Genomic DNA, 17,758 nt, shown 5'->3' with positions numbered 1-17,758 from the left:
GGAAAAAACTTTAATTTTTTTTGCCGTTGTCCCACTCTCGCAGCTTATACTCTATCTTACGAACGCTAATGCCCAAGGCTTTGGCAGCCTGCTTTTTACTCCCCAATCGCTCCAGAGCCAGAAGAATCATTTTTTTCTCCATCTCCTTCAAGGTGAGTCCCTGCCATGCTACCGGATCGGCAGCAACCATGGCAGGGGTTGACAAACGGGAGTTTGCCAACCCCTGAAAGGAAAGATCTCCCGGTTGTATAGGATGCTCCTTGGCATAAATCAACGCACGTTCAATGACGTTCTCAAGTTCTCTGACATTGCCGGGCCAGTCATAACCTTGTAGCACATCATACACCTGCCGGTCAGGATAGCGGGGCGGAACCTGCTCCCGGGCGGCACTTTGATCAATGAAGTGTTTTACCAGCAGGGGGATATCCTCGAGACGATCCCTCAGTGGTGGCAGCATAATCTCAATGACATTCAGACGGTAGTAAAGGTCTTCGCGAAAACGACCCTGCTCAACTTCCTGCCGCAACCTTTTATTGGTGGCCGCAATAATGCGGACATCAGCAAAATCGGTTTTTTCACCGCCAACCAGCTGGTATTCCCCGGAAACCAAAACCCGCAAAAGTTTTGCCTGGGTGGCCAGCGACATTTCGCCAATTTCATCAAGAAACAAGGTCCCACCGTCAGCCAGGGAAAACTTGCCCCTTTTATCGCGAACCGCACCGGTAAAAGCGCCCCGCACATGGCCGAACAGCTCACTTTCCAGCAGGCTTTCCGTCAGGGCGGCGCAATTGACAGCAATCAACGGCTTGCCAGCTCTCAGGCTCAGGGCATGGAGGGAACGGGCCACCAGCTCTTTGCCGGTACCGGTCTCCCCTTCGATAAGCACGGTTGCCGAGGTTGGTGCCACCTCCTGAATAGTGTGAAATATTTTCCCCATCTGCGGGGCTGTACCAATAAAACCATCCATCGCCGGCGTATTGGTCAACGATGCCCTCAGTGACTGGTTCTGACGGATCAATGATACCCGCTCCCAAATGCGGGCCAGAATAATCTCCAGTTCTTCAATATTTACCGGCTTGGCCAGATAGTCCTCAGCCCCCTGTTTCATCGCCGTCACCGCGTCAGCAACCCCACCCTGACCGGTAATCATAACCACGCTAAGGTGCGGATCAACTTTTTTGGCTTCAGCAAGCAGCTCCATGCCACTCATGCCGGGCATTTTAAGGTCGGTCAGCAGAATGTCAACTCCCCCCTGACCCAAGCGCTGCAGGGCCGCCAGAGGGTCGCTAAGTCCCTCAGCGTGGTAACCATCCAGCTGGAGCAGGGAAATTAGACCGGCAACGGCCCGCGATTCATCATCAACAACCAGTATGCGCGGCTTAATCATCTTCAGGCACCCTCAATCATGGGAAGCCGAAGCACAAAAGACGTCCCCTTTTCATCGCTCATAAAAGAGAGTGTTCCACCATGGGCTTCAATAATATCTCGACAAACATAGAGGCCAATACCGGTACCATGGACTTTAGTCGTATAAAAAAGGTTGAAAATTTTAGGTTGTTTTTCATAAGGAATTCCGGGACCGTTATCAGAAAATTCCACCCGCGCCAGTCCATTCTCCTCGTTCACCATCATCGTCAGTCGCCCATCCCCTAGGCCGGCAAGGGCTTCAATGGCGTTTTTTGCCAGATTGACAAATGCCTGTTTCAGCTTATCCCGGTCACCCCGGATCTGAAACCGGCGCTGACCGGCAACCAAGGTCAGTGCCACCTGCTGCCCGGCAGCCTCTTCAGCCAGCAAGCTGACAACCTCCTGCAACAGCGATGACACCTCAACCTGTGACATGGTCAGTTCCCGGGATTTTTTGATCATCAAGAAATCATTGGCCAGTGAATTGAGTCGCTGGTTTTCCGTTCGCACCACTTCGACTATATCGGCCACTACCGACTGTTTGTCGGTCGGTAGATTCTGGATCAGCCGTTTGAGCAACATCATTTGAATTTCAATGGAATTGAGGGGATTACGTATTTCATGGGTCAGCTCAGCGGCATATTTACCCATCGCGGCCAACCCTTTAAGACGGGAAATTTCAGCAAATAAGCCGACGTTTTCACTGATATCCCGGGACATGACCAAACAGCAGTCAACCTGCTGCCCCGGTTCCTGAATCGGATAGAAGGAAAGCTCCATAACGTGATTTTTGCCATCGGTATCCAACAGGCTGAAGTTGGTTTTACTGCTTTTTCCCGCAGCAAAGACGCTCTCCAACTGACAAAAAGGACAGGCAGCCGGCTGATCAAAAATCACTAAATGGCATGATTTGCCAAGCAGTACTCCCTTTGTCCCACCAGCCCGTTTGCCGGCAACCCGGTTGGCATAGACAACCAGATGCTGCCGGTCAATGATATACATGGGCTCTTCGATACTGTCCAGCACCGTCTGCAGCCGCAGCGCGGGAGATGGATTATCTGCCGCCATGTTGCCAACCACTCCTGTTGTCTTCTATTATCCGCTCAGCAGAGCGACAGCGACGACCCTGCCCGCAGCCAGCCACAACCACCTCATATTTCTTTACCAACCCGGATTAACGCCGGAACTTACAAAGGAAATCATACTCTTACGCAACTATCACCAATCAGGATAAAATGCAAGGCGGGGATCAAAAACCTTTTATTTGCCATCATAGCTGTTATACTATGAGCCATGGATGGCCAACATACCTCTTGCGGCAAATAATTCCTTCACCACAAGGTACACATCATGGACAACGAACACCTGCGCCGGGAAATGGTTAATCGACAACTTATCACCCGGGGAATCCGCGACCCTCTGGTTCTTGAGGCCATGGGCACCGTTGAGCGACACCGTTTCGTCCCCCACCGGCTACAGCAGGCCGCCTATGCCGACCACCCTTTGCCCATTGGCAAAGGCCAGACCATTTCCCAACCATACATGGTCGCTGCCATGACCGAGCAGCTTGCCCTTTCGAAAAGCAAGAAAGTCTTGGAGATCGGCACCGGCTCCGGCTATCAGACAGCTATTCTTGCATACTTGGCAGCCCGGGTGATCTCATTGGAACTTCACCCGGAACTGGCTGAACAAGCACAAAAAACCCTGGCTGAGATTGGTTATCACAATATCACCATCATTATTGCTGACGGCACCCTCGGCTACGAAGCCCAGGCACCGTACGATGCCATCATGGTCACTGCCGGGGCTCCCCATATCCCCCAGGCACTGACCGAACAGCTGACAGACAGCGGTCGACTGGTAATTCCGGTCGGCTCCCGGGGCTATCAGATGCTGACACTGATCACCAAAACCGGCGGCAAACTGATCACCGAGGAACTGTTTCTCTGTTCATTTGTACCGCTGGTGGGAAACAATGGCTGGCAAGCCGGATGAACGTGGCGCGAAAGGCCGTGTCGGAGCAAAGACCATCGCCAGACAAAAAAGCCATACCCCACAACACGGCGGGCACGGCTTTCGATTATGGACTCAACAAAAAACGGTACAATAACGGCAAAGCAGCCATAACAACCGGCTTACTCACCAAAAATTTTTTTCAATTTCTCCTGCATAGTTTCCGCAGTAAAAGGTTTAACAATGTAGTTACTGACCCCTGCCTTCACCGCCTCAATAATATTTTCTTTCAACGCTTCAGCCGTCACCATCAGCACCGGAATATCCTTCAGATTTTCATCGCTTCTGATTGCCTTGAGTAATTCCAAGCCGGACATTTTCGGCATATTCCAATCGGTGACAATAAGGTCATATGGTTCAGACTGAATCTTCGGCCATGCCGTTGCCCCGTCATCAGCTTCCTGAACATTGTTGAAGCCAAGCTGGCGAAGAATATTTTTAATGATCCGCCTCATGGTTGAAAAATCATCAACGATTAAAATCTTCATATCACGATTCATAACTCTGTCCCTTTTGTTTCGCCATACGAGCCCGCTTTGTCTTGCCCTTCAAGTGGATAATAGCCTTGGTACGCAACTGGCACACACGGGACTCGGAAACCCCCAGGATCATACCAATCTCTTTCAAGTTCAGATCTTCAAAATAATACAGTGACAATACCAACCGCTCCCGTTCCGGCAGCTGATCAATGGATTCCACCAGAAAGGTATGCAACTCCTTATCTTTGAACAAGGCGAAGGGATCATCTCCCTCGAGAAAGCGGACAAACTCATAGGGGTCCCTGAGCTCTTCGCCGTTTTCAAAATGCATGTCCTCAAAATTAATCAGCGAAATCCCTTTGGCTTTACCCAGTAGCTTATAAAAATCCTCCATGGATACGCCAAGCGATTCGGCCACTTCCTCATCTTCCGGTGGCCGGCCAAATTTCTGTTCCAGATAGCTATAGGTATTTTCGAGCAGGTTGCTGTCACTGCGCAGACTGCGGGATGCCCAGTCCTGGGCCCGCAATTCATCAAGAATCGCTCCTCTGACCCTGATCTCGGCGTAGGTTTTGAACTTTATCTGACGGGAGGGATCAAACTTGGATATGGCATCAATCAGACCGATGACGCCACTGTTCACCAGGTCATTGATATCAACATTATCAGGAAGGCGGGATGCGATCCGTTGAGCGATGCGCTGAATGAGCGGCAAATACTCGACGACTAGAGCTTGCGCGCCATCATCACGTTGGGACTGACCATCATTCTCGAGCAGGCTCTCCATTCAGTAATCTCCGCCAGAAAAACTGCAACCCACCGGTCAGCTGCTTCACCGGCAAGCCTTCCAGTTCCCGGGCAACAACCATGAGCTGCTGGCTTGCCGGCGCCTCGGGGAACAGATCTACTACCGCCCGCTGCTGACGAACAGCCTCACGAACAGCCTTATCCAGCGGTATATATCCCAAAAAATCCACGGAGATGTCAAGGAATTTTTCACAAACAAGGTTAAGCTTTGTAAAGACATTAACTGCTTCACTCTGACTCTGCACAACATTGAGCAATAAGTGAAAATCATGACGACCAAACCTGGTGTGCATCACTTTCATCAAAGCATAGGCATCGGTCATCGACGTTGGCTCCGGGGTAACCACCACAATAGCAGCATGGGATGCGACCAGAAAGCTGGTAACCATTTCAGAGATCCCGGCCGCCGTGTCAATAAACAGGTAGTCGATCTGATTCTCCAGCGCCTCCATCTGATCGAGCAGAATCCGCTGTTCCTGGGGTCCCATGTGGGTGATTTCCTGAAGCCCCGATGATGCGGGAATCACCTTGATCCCTTTGGGACCGTCAACAATGATCTCCGCCAACCCCATCTCGCCGGAAAAAACATGGGAAAGGTTATACTTCGGGGCAAAGCCAAGCAGAACATCCAGATTTGCCAACCCCAGGTCTGCGTCCAGGATCATGACTCTGCGCCCCATATCGGCCAGGGAGCAGGCCAACCCTGCAACTATGTTGGTTTTACCAACCCCACCTTTGCCGCTGGTTACGGCAATAACTTTAGCTGGTTGCTTTCTTGACAATAACGAAGCGGCTTGATCCATTGTATTCCTCTATCTCTTCAGCATGCAACTGACGATTGTCAGCTACCAGCTCAATCGTCAGTTTGTCCAGTATTTTCTCACCCAGGGTATAACCCATCACGGCCTCGGGCTGTCCGGAAAAGACAAAATACCTTCGTGCAGCCAGATGATCACCTGACTGCTCCGTTATCTCCAGCGGAGGTTCAGCCACAAGACTAACCTACCTTCATTCAACCGATATTCAACAACAGGCTGGCAACCCGCTCACCAGTGGCCTCTTCAAAATCTTCCGGGACCAGTTGGCCGGTGGCAAAAAAGGCTAAAGGGAGGTTGGCAATCTGCGAACCGCGCAGCAGCATGCCATGGCCCATGGTTTCATCCAGCTTGGTAAACAGCAGGGCCCCGTAAGAAAAACGACGAAACTGCACCAAGACATCCAGCAGGTCATCTTCCCGGATACCGGCCGGTACCACCAGAAAAGATGTTCCCTGATCAGCAGGAAGAATCTGCTTCAAAGCCTGAAGGCCTTGGTCATCATGGTGACTGCGGCCAGTGGTATCAACAATAATTCGATCCATCGCCCCAAAATCACACAACGCCTGCTCCAGTTCAACCCGGTTCTTAACCTGACACACGGGAATCCTCAAGCGCCGGGCATACTCCTTGATCTGGGCCAGAGCCCCCAGGCGAAAGGCATCAACGGTAATTAAGCCAACCCGCTCACCGCGGTGCTGAAAAAAGGCGGCCAGTTTGGCCACCGAGGTTGTTTTGCCAACCCCTGTGGGACCTACCAGGGTCACCAGCCGGCCGATCCGGTCAACCGCAAACAGCGGAACATTGTCAATCAAATAACGCGCCAAGCACCCCATGAGCATTTCCCTGGTTACCGCCACCGCCGGAGGGAGCTGTGCCATAACCTGATCAAGCAAGGTACGGGCAACCTCTTCAGCTAGTCCCTGGCCAAGCAGATGCTGATAGAGGTTGCAGCCGGCATCACTGACGGTCCACTCCCCCGCCACCCCGGTCGTTTCCAGCAGCCGATTCAACATGCCTTTCATCAGTTGAACTTCCCGGCGCAGTTCACGATAACCTCCACCTCGCCACCAACCTGATGACTGCCCCAACGAGCAACGATCATCATCAGCACCAGAAACCGCACAGATAGTCGGTTTTCCCTTGGCAACACCCGCAACATGCTGGTCGGGGAAGTCGATTGCCGCAACAATTTCCACCAACGCACCGGCATTGGCAGTGGCAATCTCCTGCCTGGTTTCCAGAATAACCGCATCACGGCCAAACTCCCGTTTGACCTCCTGCATCACCTGGTTGATGTTTTCGCCACGAAAATGTTTTACTTTCATCTCGCTATCCAAAACTCTCTAACCTGAAGAAATTCTGCCTAACGACTGCACTTTGATTGATGGTGGAATTTCATTGTGGGAAATCAGCACCAGACGGGGAATAAAACGTTCCAGCAGCCGACGCAGGTGAAAACGGACAATCGGTACTCCCAGCAACACCGGCCTGGCATTCATAATCGCGAACTTGTCCGACAGCTGCTTCACCTTTTCCACCATTTCATAGACAATATTCGGCTCCAGAGAGAGGAAAGCCCCATGGTCGGTTCGCTGGATTGAATTATTGATCAACTCTTCCAGCTTTGGATCCAGGGTCATAACATACAACAGGTTGCCTTCACCCACATATTCACTGGTTATGGTCCGCCCCAGTTCCTGACGGACATATTCTGTCAGAACATCCGCATCACGAATCTGGCTGGTGTACTCGGAAAGGGTTTCCACAATGGTCATCAAGTCCTTGATCGGCACCTGTTCCCGCAGCAGGTTCTGCAGCACCTTCTGCAGACTGCCCCACGGCACCACACTGGGAACCAGATCTTCCACCGCCCGGGAGTGCTCCCGATTAAGGTTTTCCACCAGTTTCTGCACATCCTGACGACTGAGAAGCTCATGGGCAAATTCGCGAATCTTTTCGACCAGATGGGTGGCCACCACCGTCGAGGGATCGACAACCGTATAGCCGGCCAGTTGGGCTCGTTCCCGCTGGCGTTCCTCAATCCAGAGGGCCGGCAGACCAAAAGCCGGTTCCGTCGTCGGAATGCCCTCCAAGGACGCCGTCTCCTCTTCGGGATTCATGGCCAGGCAGTAGCCGACCATCACCTCGCCTGAAGCCACTTCATTGCCCTTCACTTTCAAAACGTAATCATTGGGTTTCAGCTGCAGGTTGTCCCGAATATGCACGGAGGGCAGGATGAATCCCATATCAAGGGCAAATTGCCGACGGATCATCTTTATCCGCTCCAGCAGATCACCGCCCTGGGATGCATCAACCAAGGGAATCAGGCCGTAACCGACTTCCAGTTCGAGGGAATCAACTCCCAACAGGTTTTCCACCTGTTCCGGCGTCTCACTGACCTTCTCCTCCTTCTCCTGTTCCATCGCCGTCAGCCGCTCTTTTTTCTTCTCCTTGCGAACAAGCACATACGAACCAAGTCCGACCACCACCGCCAGGGCAAAAAAGGATAATTTCGGCAACCCGGGAATAATCGCAAAAAGGAGCAGGGCGACCGCCGCCAGCATCAACGCCCGGGGATAGGCGGTCAACTGGGAACCAAGATCTTCTCCCATGGTGTTTTTGGAGGCGGTCCGGGTAATAATAATACCGGCTGCGGTTGAAATAATCAGCGCCGGTATCTGGGTCACCAGTCCGTCACCGACGGTCAGGATCGTATAGGTCTGGGCCGCTTCTCCCATGGACAGCCCCTGCTGAAAGGTACCGATAACAAAGCCGCCCATAATATTGATCAGGGTAATGATAATCCCGGCAATGGCATCGCCGCGGACAAACTTTGCCGCCCCGTCCATGGCACCGTAGAAATCGGCTTCCCGGCGGATATCTTCCCGCCGCTGGCGGGCATCCTGTTCGCTGATCAAACCGGCATTGAGATCGGCATCAATGCTCATCTGCTTGCCGGGCATGGCATCAAGGGTAAAGCGAGCCGCCACCTCGGCGATCCGCTCGGCACCCTTGGTGATGACAATAAAATTGATCAGCACCAGAATCAGAAAAATGATCGTCCCGACGACATAATTGCCGCCGACCACAAACTGGCCAAAGGCCCTGATAACCTGGCCCGCCGCCGCGGCGCCCTCGTTGCCCCTAAGGAGGATCAACCTGGTGGAAGCCACATTGAGGGAAAGACGAAACATGGTGGCAATCAGCAGCATCGAGGGGAAAATTGAAAAATCCAGCGCTTTAAGGACATACATGGAGATCAGCAGAATAACAATGGCCAAGGTGATATTCATGCTGAGGAAGGCATCCAGCATAATAGTCGGCAACGGCACAATCATGATCAGCAAAATGCCGATAACGCCCAAAGCCAGGAAGGCATCCTTGTTTTCTAGAAAATCGCTCAATGACAACTTCGCTAACCGTTCAGCCATGAACTCCATCCTTTATGAAACAGCCCTACATGATAGAGGGTATACTGTACACGGGCAAAAGCCGCCTGCCCCACACCTTGAACCTGTATCTAATGCCGTTCACTTACAGTTTTTTACCCTTTAAGCGGTAGACATGCGCCAGAATTTCGGCCACCGCCTGGTAAAGATCGGCCGGAATCATTTCGTTGATATTGACCATTTTAAAAAGAACCCTGGCCAGGGGTTTGTTTTCCATAATCGGCACCTGGTGTTGCCGGGCAACCTTCTTGATGTTTTCCGCAATCACCCCGGCACCTTTGGCAACCACCAGCGGAGCAGCGGATTTCTTCTTGTCATACAAAAGCGCCACCGCCAGATGGACCGGATTGGTAATCACCACGTCAGCCCGGGGAACTTCCTGCATCATCCGTTGACGAGCGGCTGCCATCTGCAGGCTGCGAATCCTGGCCTTCAGCTGAGGATCACCCTCCATCTGTTTGAATTCATCCTTCACCTCATCCTTGGTCATTTTCAAATCCTGGGTCCACTCCCAGCGCTGGTAGAGATAATCAAAGATGGCCAGCATCGTCAAAACCAGCCCGCACCGCCAGAGAATCTGGAACGAAATGGCGGCCAAAAATCGCAAAATCTCGGCAACCGGCTGGTTCAATAGCCCGAAAAACTCATGAAAATGGGCCCGATACACCGTGAAGGCCACATAACCAAGGACAATAATCTTGAAAAGCGATTTAAACAGGTCAACCAGCGAACGAAGGGAAAAAATCCTGCCAAAACCGGTTACGGGATTTATTTTGGAAAACTTGGGCGCAATGGGTTTGCTGCTCAGCATAAAGCCAACCTGCAAGACGTTGGCCAACACCCCCACCACTGCCAAACCCGCCATCAGGGGCGCGAGCAGCAGGAGAAACTGCTGCAGGGAAAAAAGCACCAGCTGATAAAAACCATCCGCCCCCAGGTCCATAGTCAGATAATTCTGGAAAATATTCTGCAGCAGCCGGCTGGAAGTCGTCATGAACCACTGGCCGCCGAAGTAGAAAAACATCAGGCTGGCCAGGAGAATCATCGCCGATGATACTTCCATACTACGGGCCACCTGCCCCTCCTTCCGGGCATCACGAATTTTTTTCGGGGTTGGTTTTTCAGTTTTGCTGGGATCACGGGCCATCTATTGCTGCTCCTCGCAAGAACGTACATGGTGCTGCATTGCAGCCACCAACCATTATTACCACCAGAAAAATTCTACCAAGGCAGCCCGTTCAACCGCTCCCTGATGCCTGCAGCACCAGAAAAATATCATTAAAAAGGTTCACATAAAGCCCCCGGAACATGGCCAGCATGTAGGGGGTTGAAAAAGCTAGCACCAGCAGGCCCAAGCCGATCTGCAGGGGATAGCCAACGATAAAAATATTCATCTGGGGAACGGTACGGGCCAACACCCCGAGGATGACGTTACAGAGCAACAGGGCCACCATCAACGGCGCCCCCAGCTTGATAGCAACGATAAAGATATTGGCGGCATAAGTCATGAGCATCGCAAGCAGCTCATCCGACAAGGTAAAGCCGCCCAGTGGAATAAGCTGAAAGCTGTCATTCATCGCCTTGATAAACCAACGGTGGGCCCCAAGCGACAAAAAGACCAGCAACGCAATCAAATACTGGAACTGGGCAATAATGGAAACCTGGACGCTGGAAACCGGATCAATGACATTGACAATCGAAAAACCCATTTGGAAACCCATCAACTGGCCGGCAGTCTGCACCGCCGCCAGCAGCATGGCGGCCAGGAAACCGACGGTAACCCCGATAGCCAGTTCACGGATAATCTGCAGCAGAACCATAACCAGCCCACCGGCGAAGAGGGGTGTGAATGAAGTCTGGCGCAGAAAGGGAAACAGCACTATAGCCAGCAGCAGGCTGATACCAGTTTTTAATAGTGCCGGAATTGCCTGGTCATTAAAGATGGGCACCATAAAAATCATCCCGGCAACACGAAACACAATCAGGACAAAAAGCTCTACCTCAGCAATGGAAAAGGCCGGGATGGTGATCATCTGCCGCTACCCGACAATCGATGGAATGCTGGCTAGCAGACGCACGGTAAAGTCAACCAGATAGCGCAGCATCCAGGGGAAAAAGATGATAATGGCTAAAAAAACCGCCAGAATCTTTGGAATAAAGGTCAGGGTCATCTCCTGGATAGAGGTAACCGCCTGGAAAATACTGACCAGCAAGCCAACCACCAGACCGAAACCCAGCATGGGCGCCGAAATGAGCAGGGTGGTTTCCAGGGCCTGTTTGGCAAAGCCGACAACAAAATCAGCAGTCATGCTCTCTCCTGAGACCGGATTGGGAGCTAAAAACTTTTCATCAGAGAACCGACCATCATATGCCAGCCATCAGCCAGCACAAAAAGAATCAGCTTGAACGGCAGTGAAATCATGATCGGCGGCAGCATCATCATCCCCATGGACAACAGCACACTGGCCACCACCATATCCAAGATAAGGAACGGGATATAGATGAGAAAACCAATCTGAAAAGCGGTTTTCAACTCGCTGATAACAAAGGCCGGAATAATAACATAGGTTGGAATGTCACTGACATTGCGGGGCTGCTCCAGTTTGGCCATCGAGATAAACATGGCCAGATCCTGCTCCCTGGTTTCATGAAACATGAACTGCCGCACCGGCGCCATCGCCTTTTCATAGGCATCCTGCTGGTTAATTTCCTTGGCCAGATAGGGCTGTACCGCCTGAACATTGATCTGTTGAAAAACGGGAAACATGATAAAGAATGTTAAAAAAAGGCTCAACCCGACCAGCACCTGATTGGGGGGCATCTGCTGGGTGCCCAGGGCCTGGCGGAGAAAATGAAAAACCACTACCAGCCGGGTGAAAGAGGTCATCAGCACCAAAATTGCCGGTGCCAGGGTCAAGACGGTCAGCAGCAGCAGAATCTGCATTGCTACCGAAATCTGCTGGGGATCGGACGAACCACTCAGACCGACCTGAAGTGCCGGCATCACCATCTCCTCGGCGGCCGCTGCCGGAGCCATAATCCAACAAAGGATCAGGGCGACAACAAAAATCAGACACGTTCCTCTTCCTGAAATCACGACCTATCCTTTTTTCCCGTTATACCATGTCGGCCGGCAGGCGACTGACCACTGCCCACCTTAAATCTGGTTCAACCCGTGCAGCCGGTCCTTGATCTGGTCCACCACCTGCCGGTAGCAATCCGGTTCAACCGCCTCGGCATAGCCGGCATGGCCGGACACGAACTCATCATTCATGGCTTTTGGGACGGTCATCGTGCCGGTCCCGAGGGAGCGAATAACCGCCATAAACGACGGCTGCTTCCCGGGCTTGGTCTGCAGCAGGCGCAAGGCCTCGACCTTTTCCGGGTCATCAATCTTGGTAAGCATGGAAAGGGTGTCACCGGAGATACCCACCACCAGCACCTCACCGGCAATATCGAGGAACATGACCTGACGTTTCATGCCGATGGGAACCGTTTGCAGCACGGTAACCAAGCGTTCATCAGCAGTGCCGCCGGTCTTGCGGAGCAGCCTTTTAATCGGCCTGTAACTGAACAGAATAAGGGCAACCAACACCGCCAGAACCCCGAAGATTCTCAGTCCTGAAGAAAGCAGGTTGGGAGATGAGACCTCAACAACATCTTCCTTGGCTACTGAAGGCAGCACAGCACCGGCCAGCAGGGTATTGATTTTTGCCAGTTTTTCCTGGTTGACCGACGGCGCCTGAGAGGGCAACCCTGCCCCGGATGATGCTGGCTGACTTTCAACTGCCAGCGGCCGGTACGGTTTAAAGAGGGTGACGATAAGCTGGCCGGCATCGCGATGAACTGCCAGATATCTGGTGAGGGAGAGAGCGGCATCCCTTTTATCAAATTGCCAGTACCAGCTGCCATCGCGCTGCTGGAGCCCGTAACCACTGAGCCATTCATCATTACAACGGGTGTAGATCGGTTCGGGGTTGATCAGCAGACCGTGGGGAAGCGGCAGCCATACCTGGGTGCCGGCATCAATAAAACGGGCCTCCACCTCCCCTCCCCCGGGGTTGACCGGCACTGTGAAGAATATCTGCTCATCATTGGTCGTCATCAGGGGATGACCACTTGAAGAAGCGTCAATCACCGGAACAGCCAGGCAGAAAAACCAACTACCCAAAAGCATAAGCAGGGCAAACAGGCGGCAGATTCTGATCATTTGAGCTGTTCTATCCTTTCGATGGGACTGATAATATCGGTCAGCCGGATACCAAATTTTTCATTGACCACCACAACTTCCCCCCGGGCCACCAGTTTATTGTTCACCAGCACGTCCAGGGGTTCTCCAGCAAGTTTTTCCAGTTCAACCACCGATCCCTGCCCCAGCTGCAGCAGGTCATTAATAATCATTCTGGTACGCCCCAGTTCCACCGAAAGTTGCAGCGGGATATCCAGGATAAAGTTAATATTGGGGGGCAGCGCCCTTCGCTGTTCGGCATCCAGGGACGGCAGCATGCCATTCTCCTTGCGGCCCTCATCGGCTACCGCCCGCTTACCGGCGGCACCACCTTTGGCTTCGTCCTTGATCATCTGCCGCTGCTGATCCAAATCAGCGGCAACATCATCCCAGGAAATCTCCTCAACCATTTCAGCGGCACTTTTCTCCGCTGCCTCGCCGGTCGCCTCACCCTCTTCCAACTCTTGATTCACTTGTTCAAACAGGTCATCGACCATTACTTGCCTCCCTCAATCCCGGTAATTTTCCTGCTGATTTTGACCGCTTTGGAACCTTTGGAAAAACCTGCCACCCCCCTGAACTTCTTCAGTTGTTCAATCTTCAGCAGGGGAAGTTCCGTTGAATCCTGCTGCAGGGTTATGATATCGCCAACCTCAAGACCCAATAATTGCCGGGGCGTTACGGAGGTCGTCCCAAGGGTGGCAGACAGCTCCACATCAACCTCCATCAACCGGCTGATCAACCGCTCCAGCCAAGTCACATCAACTTCAAGCCGCTCACTTTGAAATCCCGCATACAGCTTGTTGCGCATCGGTTCCACTAAGGAGTAGGGCAGACAAACAGTAATCGCCCCGGAAAACTCCTCCATCTCCAGAGTATAGGTGGAAAGAATGACCACATCGCTGGGCGGCACAATACTGACAAACTGGGGATTGATTTCCGAACGGACAAAGGAAAACTGCAGATCGTGGATTGGATTCCAGGCTTCCTCCATACAATGCAATGCCGCTTCCACCACTTTCTTAATCACCCGTTCCTCGATAGAGGTGAAATCCCGGCCCTCAACTTTAACCGTATCCCGGCCGCTGCCGCCAAAGAACATATCAATGAGGGAAAATACCAGCTTGCTTTCAACCACCATCAAGGCCAGCCCCCTTAAAGGATCCATCTTAAAGAGGTGGATACTGGCCGGCACGGGAATGGTTTTCAGGAATTCACCGAATTTCATCATGTCGGTAACCAGAGGGGTCACGTCGATGACCCGATGAAGCAGGCCGGAAAGCGCCGCCCTGAAATTGCGCGAAAAGCGCTGATTGATAATCTCCAGGGTGGGCATTTTCCCCCGGATAATCCGCTCCTGGCTGGTGAGATCATACCGGCTGACATCTTCCTCGGCCACGGGTTCAAACCCGGCCTCCGTTTCAATATCACCGTCACTCACGCCTTGGAGCAGGGCGTCAATTTCTTGTTGGGTCAGTACTTGACTCATGGTTTGCGCACCGTTGATCCGCTACTGGACAACAAACTCTTCCAGATAAATTTTGGTTATCTTGCCGGTGATGAGAAACGTATTGACACGTTTGACAATCTCCTCCCGGAGAATGAATTTGCCCTCCATGGAGTTCACCTCATCAGACGTCTTAGAACTCAAGAGCGTCAGAATCACGTCGCGTATCTGCGGCTGTCGTTTATCAATTTCCGCCAGCAGGTCTTCCGAACTCAATTCCAGTTTCATACTCACTTTCAGATATCGGCGGCCGGAGCCACCTGCCAGATTCACCACAAACGGCTTCAGGGAAAACACCGGCAGAATCTCCGGTTTTGGCCTTTTGGCTGCTTCCATCTGGGCCAGCTCTTCAGCGGTCGGCGGTTTCGGCGCCAGAAAAAAGTAATAGATTGCAAAACCACCGCCACCCACCACCAGCAGGGCAATAATGATAATGATGATCAGAAACAGTTTTTTGGGCTTCTTTCCCCCATCCTGTTCCGTAACTTCAGAATTTTCTTCACTGGTTTCTTTTTTTGCCATGAGAGATCTCCTCGTCAACGCTTTCTGCTCACCATACCAGTGGCAGTATTCTTCTTACTCTTAAGGCGTCAGCAACACAGGGGTTAGCTGTCACTATTTTCGGCCGGTGGATTCAGTCGGCTAACCCAACCGGACAACTTCATAACAATCCGCCGGTTACGGGACCGGTGTTCCGGGGTATCATTGGCCACCAGTGGCCGGTCAGGGCCAAAAGCCGCCAAAGACATGCGATCCTCTTTAATACCTTGCTGCCTCAGTTGGCTGGCGATGACATGACCGCGAACCGCAGCCAATACCCAGTTATCAGGAAAGGCTGCCGTATGCAGGGGAAAGTTATCGGTGTACACCTCAATGAGCAGGGGATCAGACTGATCGGCAATGAATGCTGCCAGCAACGCTAAAAACGGCCGGCCAGCTTTTTTCAGGGTCGCATCAAGGGTGCCAAAAAGAAAATCCGCGGCAACTTCGAGTTCCAAGTCATCATTCACTGCCTTCACTACCAGACTGTCCGGTGGCGCCTGAGTCTCCAGGTCATCCAACAGCCGGGATAAGGCGGGAGACAGTTTACGCAGGGCCGCCAGATCAGTAATGGCCCGGGGACTGAGGGTCGACGGCACAATCAACGTCTCCTTCCTGTCCACTGATGGCGTCCCCCCCCCAAGATGGAGAACCCCGAGCGAAGCGGGCAGCACCCCAAACATCTTCTTGAAAGTTTTTTTATCCATCGAAGACATGGAAATCAACAGGACAAAAAAGGTAAGCATCAGTACCAGCAGGTCTGACAGGGTCACCATCCAGGCATTATTCCTGCCCGACATCTGATACTGCCCCCTACGCTTCCGACTTGCCATGCGCCACCTTCACCTGATCCACCCTTGCCGGATCAATCATTCGTTATTTTCCGGTAATGGGAAGGGAAAAACCTTTAAAGCGATACGTCCTCTGCTGCCGACGCTGATCGGCGGCAATCGCTCCTCCCCTAATCACGATTTCAACCCGCCGCTGCGTTGCTGATCCTTCCCCGGCGGTACTTCCGGTTGAACCAAATCCTTGGACCTGCATCCTGTCAGGATCAAGGCCGCCATGATGAACCAACTGGCGAAAAACGGTGGCCGCCCTCAGGGCTGCCAGCGATATATTGGATGGCACAGGATTTCCGGCTTTTACCGGCACCGCATCACAATACCCTTTAATGCTCAGCTGCAGTTCCTCTACTGGACGCAGCAGATTGGCAAGCTTGAGCAGCACCTGCTCACCATCCGCGGACAGGTCATAGGAGCCTGAAGAAAAAAGCAGCGTATTCTCCAAGTCAACGGCAACCCCATCCTTCAGCTGGCGGACGGTGACCCCATCGGCAATGCCCCGCTGGACGAGAAAATCCCGCAGGGCCGTATCCAGCGCGTTGGCATTGTCGCTGACCAGCGATGGTAGCTGCAAAAGACGATCGCGCTGATTTTCGGAAACACTGAAGCCGCCCGGCATAAAACCAAAACTGCCGAGCAGGGAATCGAGCGCCGCCAACCGCCGCTGATCGTCAATAACTGCAATGGAATAGAGCAGAATAAAGAAAGCCAATAAAATCATACTCAACGCTGCCATTAAAACAGCAAAACTGTCCTGACCACCGGTCGACATCAATGAGCGATATCTGTTTTTAGCGCTGTCGAGCTGAGCGGCCATTTATCCCTCCCGACGGATCGCTGGGGGCAGAAAAGCTTCCAGCTTATGCTGCATGATCCGAGGATTTTCTCCCCGGGCAATGGATAGGACCCCTTCAAGAACCAACCCTTTGACAAAGATTTCCTGCTGGCTCTTCCGCTTTAACTTGCCGGCCAGGGGCAGGAAAATAAAATTTGCCAGGATGGCCCCATAAAAAGTGGTGAGCAAAGCAACGGCCATTGCCGGGCCAATACCGGCAGGCTCATCCATGGTCTGCAGCATCTGCACCAGTCCGATAAGGGTGCCGATCAACCCCATGGCCGGCGCCATATTACCCATACTGGTCAACACCTCAGCACCCAACTGGTGACGCTCCCTGGTGGAGTCCATATCAATGATCATAATATCTTCAATTGCCGCTGAATCCAGGCCATCAACCAACAGGGTCAGACCCTTTCGCAGGAACAGATCGCTGGCCACCTGGCTGGCATCTTCCAAAGCCAGGATGCCGCTTTTACGCGACTTACGGGATAATTCCACCAATTCATCGATAGTTTCCCACACCGGGAAGGATTTTTCAAAAAAAGCATTTTTCACTACCTTGAGAATGCCAATAACTTCCGTCAAAGGATAGTTGATAAAGGTAGCCCCCAATGTTCCACCCAGAACAATCAACGATGAGGGATAGTTCCAGAACACAGCAAAACCGCTGCCACCGGCAATCGCCAGAAAAACCAGAAAAAAGGCGGAAATAACGCCAATGATGGTTGAAAAATCCATTCTCTCTCCCTTCTGAAAAATCATATTGCAAAACGCATACCGTAGTTATGAATTCTCTAACCCTTTAATATTCGCCCATTCCCCATAAT

20 protein-coding genes are annotated in these 17,758 nt (G+C 52.3%); 1 reads left to right on the top strand and 19 read right to left on the bottom strand.

All coding sequences use genetic code 11. The features are described 5' to 3' along the window. Positions 1-10: 10 nt before the first annotated feature. Complete coding sequence (locus JXO50_11550; protein MBN2333726.1) at positions 11-1,387, bottom strand: sigma-54-dependent Fis family transcriptional regulator; 1,377 nt, start codon at positions 1,385-1,387, stop codon at positions 11-13. 2 nt (positions 1,388-1,389) lie between these two features. Continuing rightward, positions 1,390-2,475 (bottom strand): PAS domain-containing sensor histidine kinase, encoded by a 1,086-nt coding sequence (locus tag JXO50_11545; protein ID MBN2333725.1) that lies wholly within the window; start codon positions 2,473-2,475, stop codon positions 1,390-1,392. 282 nt (positions 2,476-2,757) lie between these two features. Between JXO50_11545 and JXO50_11540 the strand changes: the two genes are divergently transcribed. Next, entirely contained in the window at positions 2,758-3,402 is a 645-nt protein-coding gene (locus JXO50_11540) for a protein-L-isoaspartate(D-aspartate) O-methyltransferase (GenBank protein ID MBN2333724.1), read from the top strand. 140 nt (positions 3,403-3,542) lie between these two features. On the opposite strand, the gene JXO50_11535 is transcribed toward JXO50_11540, so the two are convergent. The 17 genes from JXO50_11535 to JXO50_11455 all read right to left on the bottom strand — a co-directional run bounded on the left by JXO50_11535 (position 3,543) and on the right by JXO50_11455 (position 17,669). Next, positions 3,543-3,920 (bottom strand): chemotaxis response regulator CheY, encoded by a 378-nt coding sequence (locus JXO50_11535; GenBank protein ID MBN2333723.1) that lies wholly within the window; start codon positions 3,918-3,920, stop codon positions 3,543-3,545. Continuing rightward, positions 3,910-4,686, bottom strand: coding sequence for a FliA/WhiG family RNA polymerase sigma factor (locus JXO50_11530; GenBank protein ID MBN2333722.1), 777 nt, complete (start codon positions 4,684-4,686; stop codon positions 3,910-3,912). The genes JXO50_11535 and JXO50_11530 overlap by 11 nt, the downstream gene beginning before the upstream one ends. Next, positions 4,664-5,509, bottom strand: a complete 846-nt coding sequence (locus tag JXO50_11525) for a MinD/ParA family protein (GenBank protein ID MBN2333721.1) — start codon at positions 5,507-5,509, stop codon at positions 4,664-4,666. The genes JXO50_11530 and JXO50_11525 overlap by 23 nt, the downstream gene beginning before the upstream one ends. After that, complete coding sequence (locus tag JXO50_11520) at positions 5,466-5,699, bottom strand: hypothetical protein (GenBank protein MBN2333720.1); 234 nt, start codon at positions 5,697-5,699, stop codon at positions 5,466-5,468. The genes JXO50_11525 and JXO50_11520 overlap by 44 nt, the downstream gene beginning before the upstream one ends. A 19-nt stretch (positions 5,700-5,718) precedes the next feature. Further along, positions 5,719-6,849 (bottom strand): hypothetical protein, encoded by a 1,131-nt coding sequence (locus JXO50_11515; protein ID MBN2333719.1) that lies wholly within the window; start codon positions 6,847-6,849, stop codon positions 5,719-5,721. An 18-nt stretch (positions 6,850-6,867) separates the two neighbouring features. Further along, complete coding sequence (gene flhA / locus JXO50_11510; GenBank protein ID MBN2333718.1) at positions 6,868-8,955, bottom strand: flagellar biosynthesis protein FlhA; 2,088 nt, start codon at positions 8,953-8,955, stop codon at positions 6,868-6,870. Between the two features lie 103 nt (positions 8,956-9,058). Then, positions 9,059-10,120 (bottom strand): flagellar biosynthesis protein FlhB, encoded by a 1,062-nt coding sequence (gene flhB, locus JXO50_11505; GenBank protein MBN2333717.1) that lies wholly within the window; start codon positions 10,118-10,120, stop codon positions 9,059-9,061. A 91-nt stretch (positions 10,121-10,211) separates the two neighbouring features. Further along, on the bottom strand, positions 10,212-11,006 hold the full coding sequence (fliR, locus tag JXO50_11500) for a flagellar biosynthetic protein FliR (GenBank protein ID MBN2333716.1): 795 nt from the start codon (positions 11,004-11,006) through the stop codon (positions 10,212-10,214). 6 nt (positions 11,007-11,012) lie between these two features. Then, positions 11,013-11,282, bottom strand: coding sequence for a flagellar biosynthesis protein FliQ (gene fliQ, locus JXO50_11495; GenBank protein MBN2333715.1), 270 nt, complete (start codon positions 11,280-11,282; stop codon positions 11,013-11,015). A 26-nt stretch (positions 11,283-11,308) separates the two neighbouring features. Further along, positions 11,309-12,010, bottom strand: a complete 702-nt coding sequence (fliP, locus tag JXO50_11490; protein MBN2333714.1) for a flagellar type III secretion system pore protein FliP — start codon at positions 12,008-12,010, stop codon at positions 11,309-11,311. 120 nt (positions 12,011-12,130) lie between these two features. Then, on the bottom strand, positions 12,131-13,183 hold the full coding sequence (locus tag JXO50_11485; GenBank protein ID MBN2333713.1) for a flagellar biosynthetic protein FliO: 1,053 nt from the start codon (positions 13,181-13,183) through the stop codon (positions 12,131-12,133). Further along, positions 13,180-13,611, bottom strand: coding sequence for a flagellar motor switch protein FliN (fliN, locus tag JXO50_11480; protein MBN2333712.1), 432 nt, complete (start codon positions 13,609-13,611; stop codon positions 13,180-13,182). Before fliN ends, JXO50_11485 begins: the two co-directional genes overlap by 4 nt. An 86-nt stretch (positions 13,612-13,697) precedes the next feature. Beyond that, a complete protein-coding gene (gene fliM, locus JXO50_11475; GenBank protein ID MBN2333711.1) occupies positions 13,698-14,690 on the bottom strand; it encodes a flagellar motor switch protein FliM in 993 nt (330 codons plus the stop codon). Positions 14,691-14,711: 21 nt separating this feature from the next. Then, positions 14,712-15,230 (bottom strand): flagellar basal body-associated FliL family protein, encoded by a 519-nt coding sequence (locus JXO50_11470; GenBank protein MBN2333710.1) that lies wholly within the window; start codon positions 15,228-15,230, stop codon positions 14,712-14,714. An 83-nt stretch (positions 15,231-15,313) separates the two neighbouring features. Next, on the bottom strand, positions 15,314-16,048 hold the full coding sequence (locus tag JXO50_11465) for a flagellar motor protein MotB (protein ID MBN2333709.1): 735 nt from the start codon (positions 16,046-16,048) through the stop codon (positions 15,314-15,316). 76 nt (positions 16,049-16,124) lie between these two features. Further along, entirely contained in the window at positions 16,125-16,910 is a 786-nt protein-coding gene (locus JXO50_11460) for an OmpA family protein (protein MBN2333708.1), read from the bottom strand. Continuing rightward, positions 16,911-17,669, bottom strand: a complete 759-nt coding sequence (locus JXO50_11455) for a motility protein A (protein MBN2333707.1) — start codon at positions 17,667-17,669, stop codon at positions 16,911-16,913. Between the last annotated feature and the right edge of the window lie 89 nt (positions 17,670-17,758).

This window comes from Candidatus Anaeroferrophillus wilburensis, from assembly GCA_016934315.1.
Classification (GTDB): domain Bacteria; phylum Desulfobacterota; class Anaeroferrophillalia; order Anaeroferrophillales; family Anaeroferrophillaceae; genus Anaeroferrophillus; species Anaeroferrophillus wilburensis.
The sequence above is the reverse complement of the archived record's forward strand: the minus strand, read 5'-3'. Positions and strand labels throughout refer to the sequence as shown.

Coding starts and splice junctions, on each gene's coding strand:
- JXO50_11550 (MBN2333726.1), bottom strand. CDS start 1,387: ATGATTAAGCCGCGCATACTGGTTGTTGATGATGAATCGCGGGCCGTT.
- JXO50_11545 (MBN2333725.1), bottom strand. CDS start 2,475: ATGGCGGCAGATAATCCATCTCCCGCGCTGCGGCTGCAGACGGTGCTG.
- JXO50_11540 (MBN2333724.1), top strand. CDS start 2,758: ATGGACAACGAACACCTGCGCCGGGAAATGGTTAATCGACAACTTATC.
- JXO50_11535 (MBN2333723.1), bottom strand. CDS start 3,920: ATGAATCGTGATATGAAGATTTTAATCGTTGATGATTTTTCAACCATG.
- JXO50_11530 (MBN2333722.1), bottom strand. CDS start 4,686: ATGGAGAGCCTGCTCGAGAATGATGGTCAGTCCCAACGTGATGATGGC.
- JXO50_11525 (MBN2333721.1), bottom strand. CDS start 5,509: ATGGATCAAGCCGCTTCGTTATTGTCAAGAAAGCAACCAGCTAAAGTT.
- JXO50_11515 (MBN2333719.1), bottom strand. CDS start 6,849: ATGAAAGTAAAACATTTTCGTGGCGAAAACATCAACCAGGTGATGCAG.
- flhA (MBN2333718.1), bottom strand. CDS start 8,955: ATGGCTGAACGGTTAGCGAAGTTGTCATTGAGCGATTTTCTAGAAAAC.
- flhB (MBN2333717.1), bottom strand. CDS start 10,120: ATGGCCCGTGATCCCAGCAAAACTGAAAAACCAACCCCGAAAAAAATT.
- fliR (MBN2333716.1), bottom strand. CDS start 11,006: ATGATCACCATCCCGGCCTTTTCCATTGCTGAGGTAGAGCTTTTTGTC.
- fliQ (MBN2333715.1), bottom strand. CDS start 11,282: ATGACTGCTGATTTTGTTGTCGGCTTTGCCAAACAGGCCCTGGAAACC.
- fliP (MBN2333714.1), bottom strand. CDS start 12,010: ATGGCTCCGGCAGCGGCCGCCGAGGAGATGGTGATGCCGGCACTTCAG.
- JXO50_11485 (MBN2333713.1), bottom strand. CDS start 13,183: ATGATCAGAATCTGCCGCCTGTTTGCCCTGCTTATGCTTTTGGGTAGT.
- fliN (MBN2333712.1), bottom strand. CDS start 13,611: ATGGTTGAGGAGATTTCCTGGGATGATGTTGCCGCTGATTTGGATCAG.
- fliM (MBN2333711.1), bottom strand. CDS start 14,690: ATGAGTCAAGTACTGACCCAACAAGAAATTGACGCCCTGCTCCAAGGC.
- JXO50_11470 (MBN2333710.1), bottom strand. CDS start 15,230: ATGGCAAAAAAAGAAACCAGTGAAGAAAATTCTGAAGTTACGGAACAG.
- JXO50_11465 (MBN2333709.1), bottom strand. CDS start 16,048: ATGTCGGGCAGGAATAATGCCTGGATGGTGACCCTGTCAGACCTGCTG.
- JXO50_11460 (MBN2333708.1), bottom strand. CDS start 16,910: ATGGCCGCTCAGCTCGACAGCGCTAAAAACAGATATCGCTCATTGATG.
- JXO50_11455 (MBN2333707.1), bottom strand. CDS start 17,669: ATGGATTTTTCAACCATCATTGGCGTTATTTCCGCCTTTTTTCTGGTT.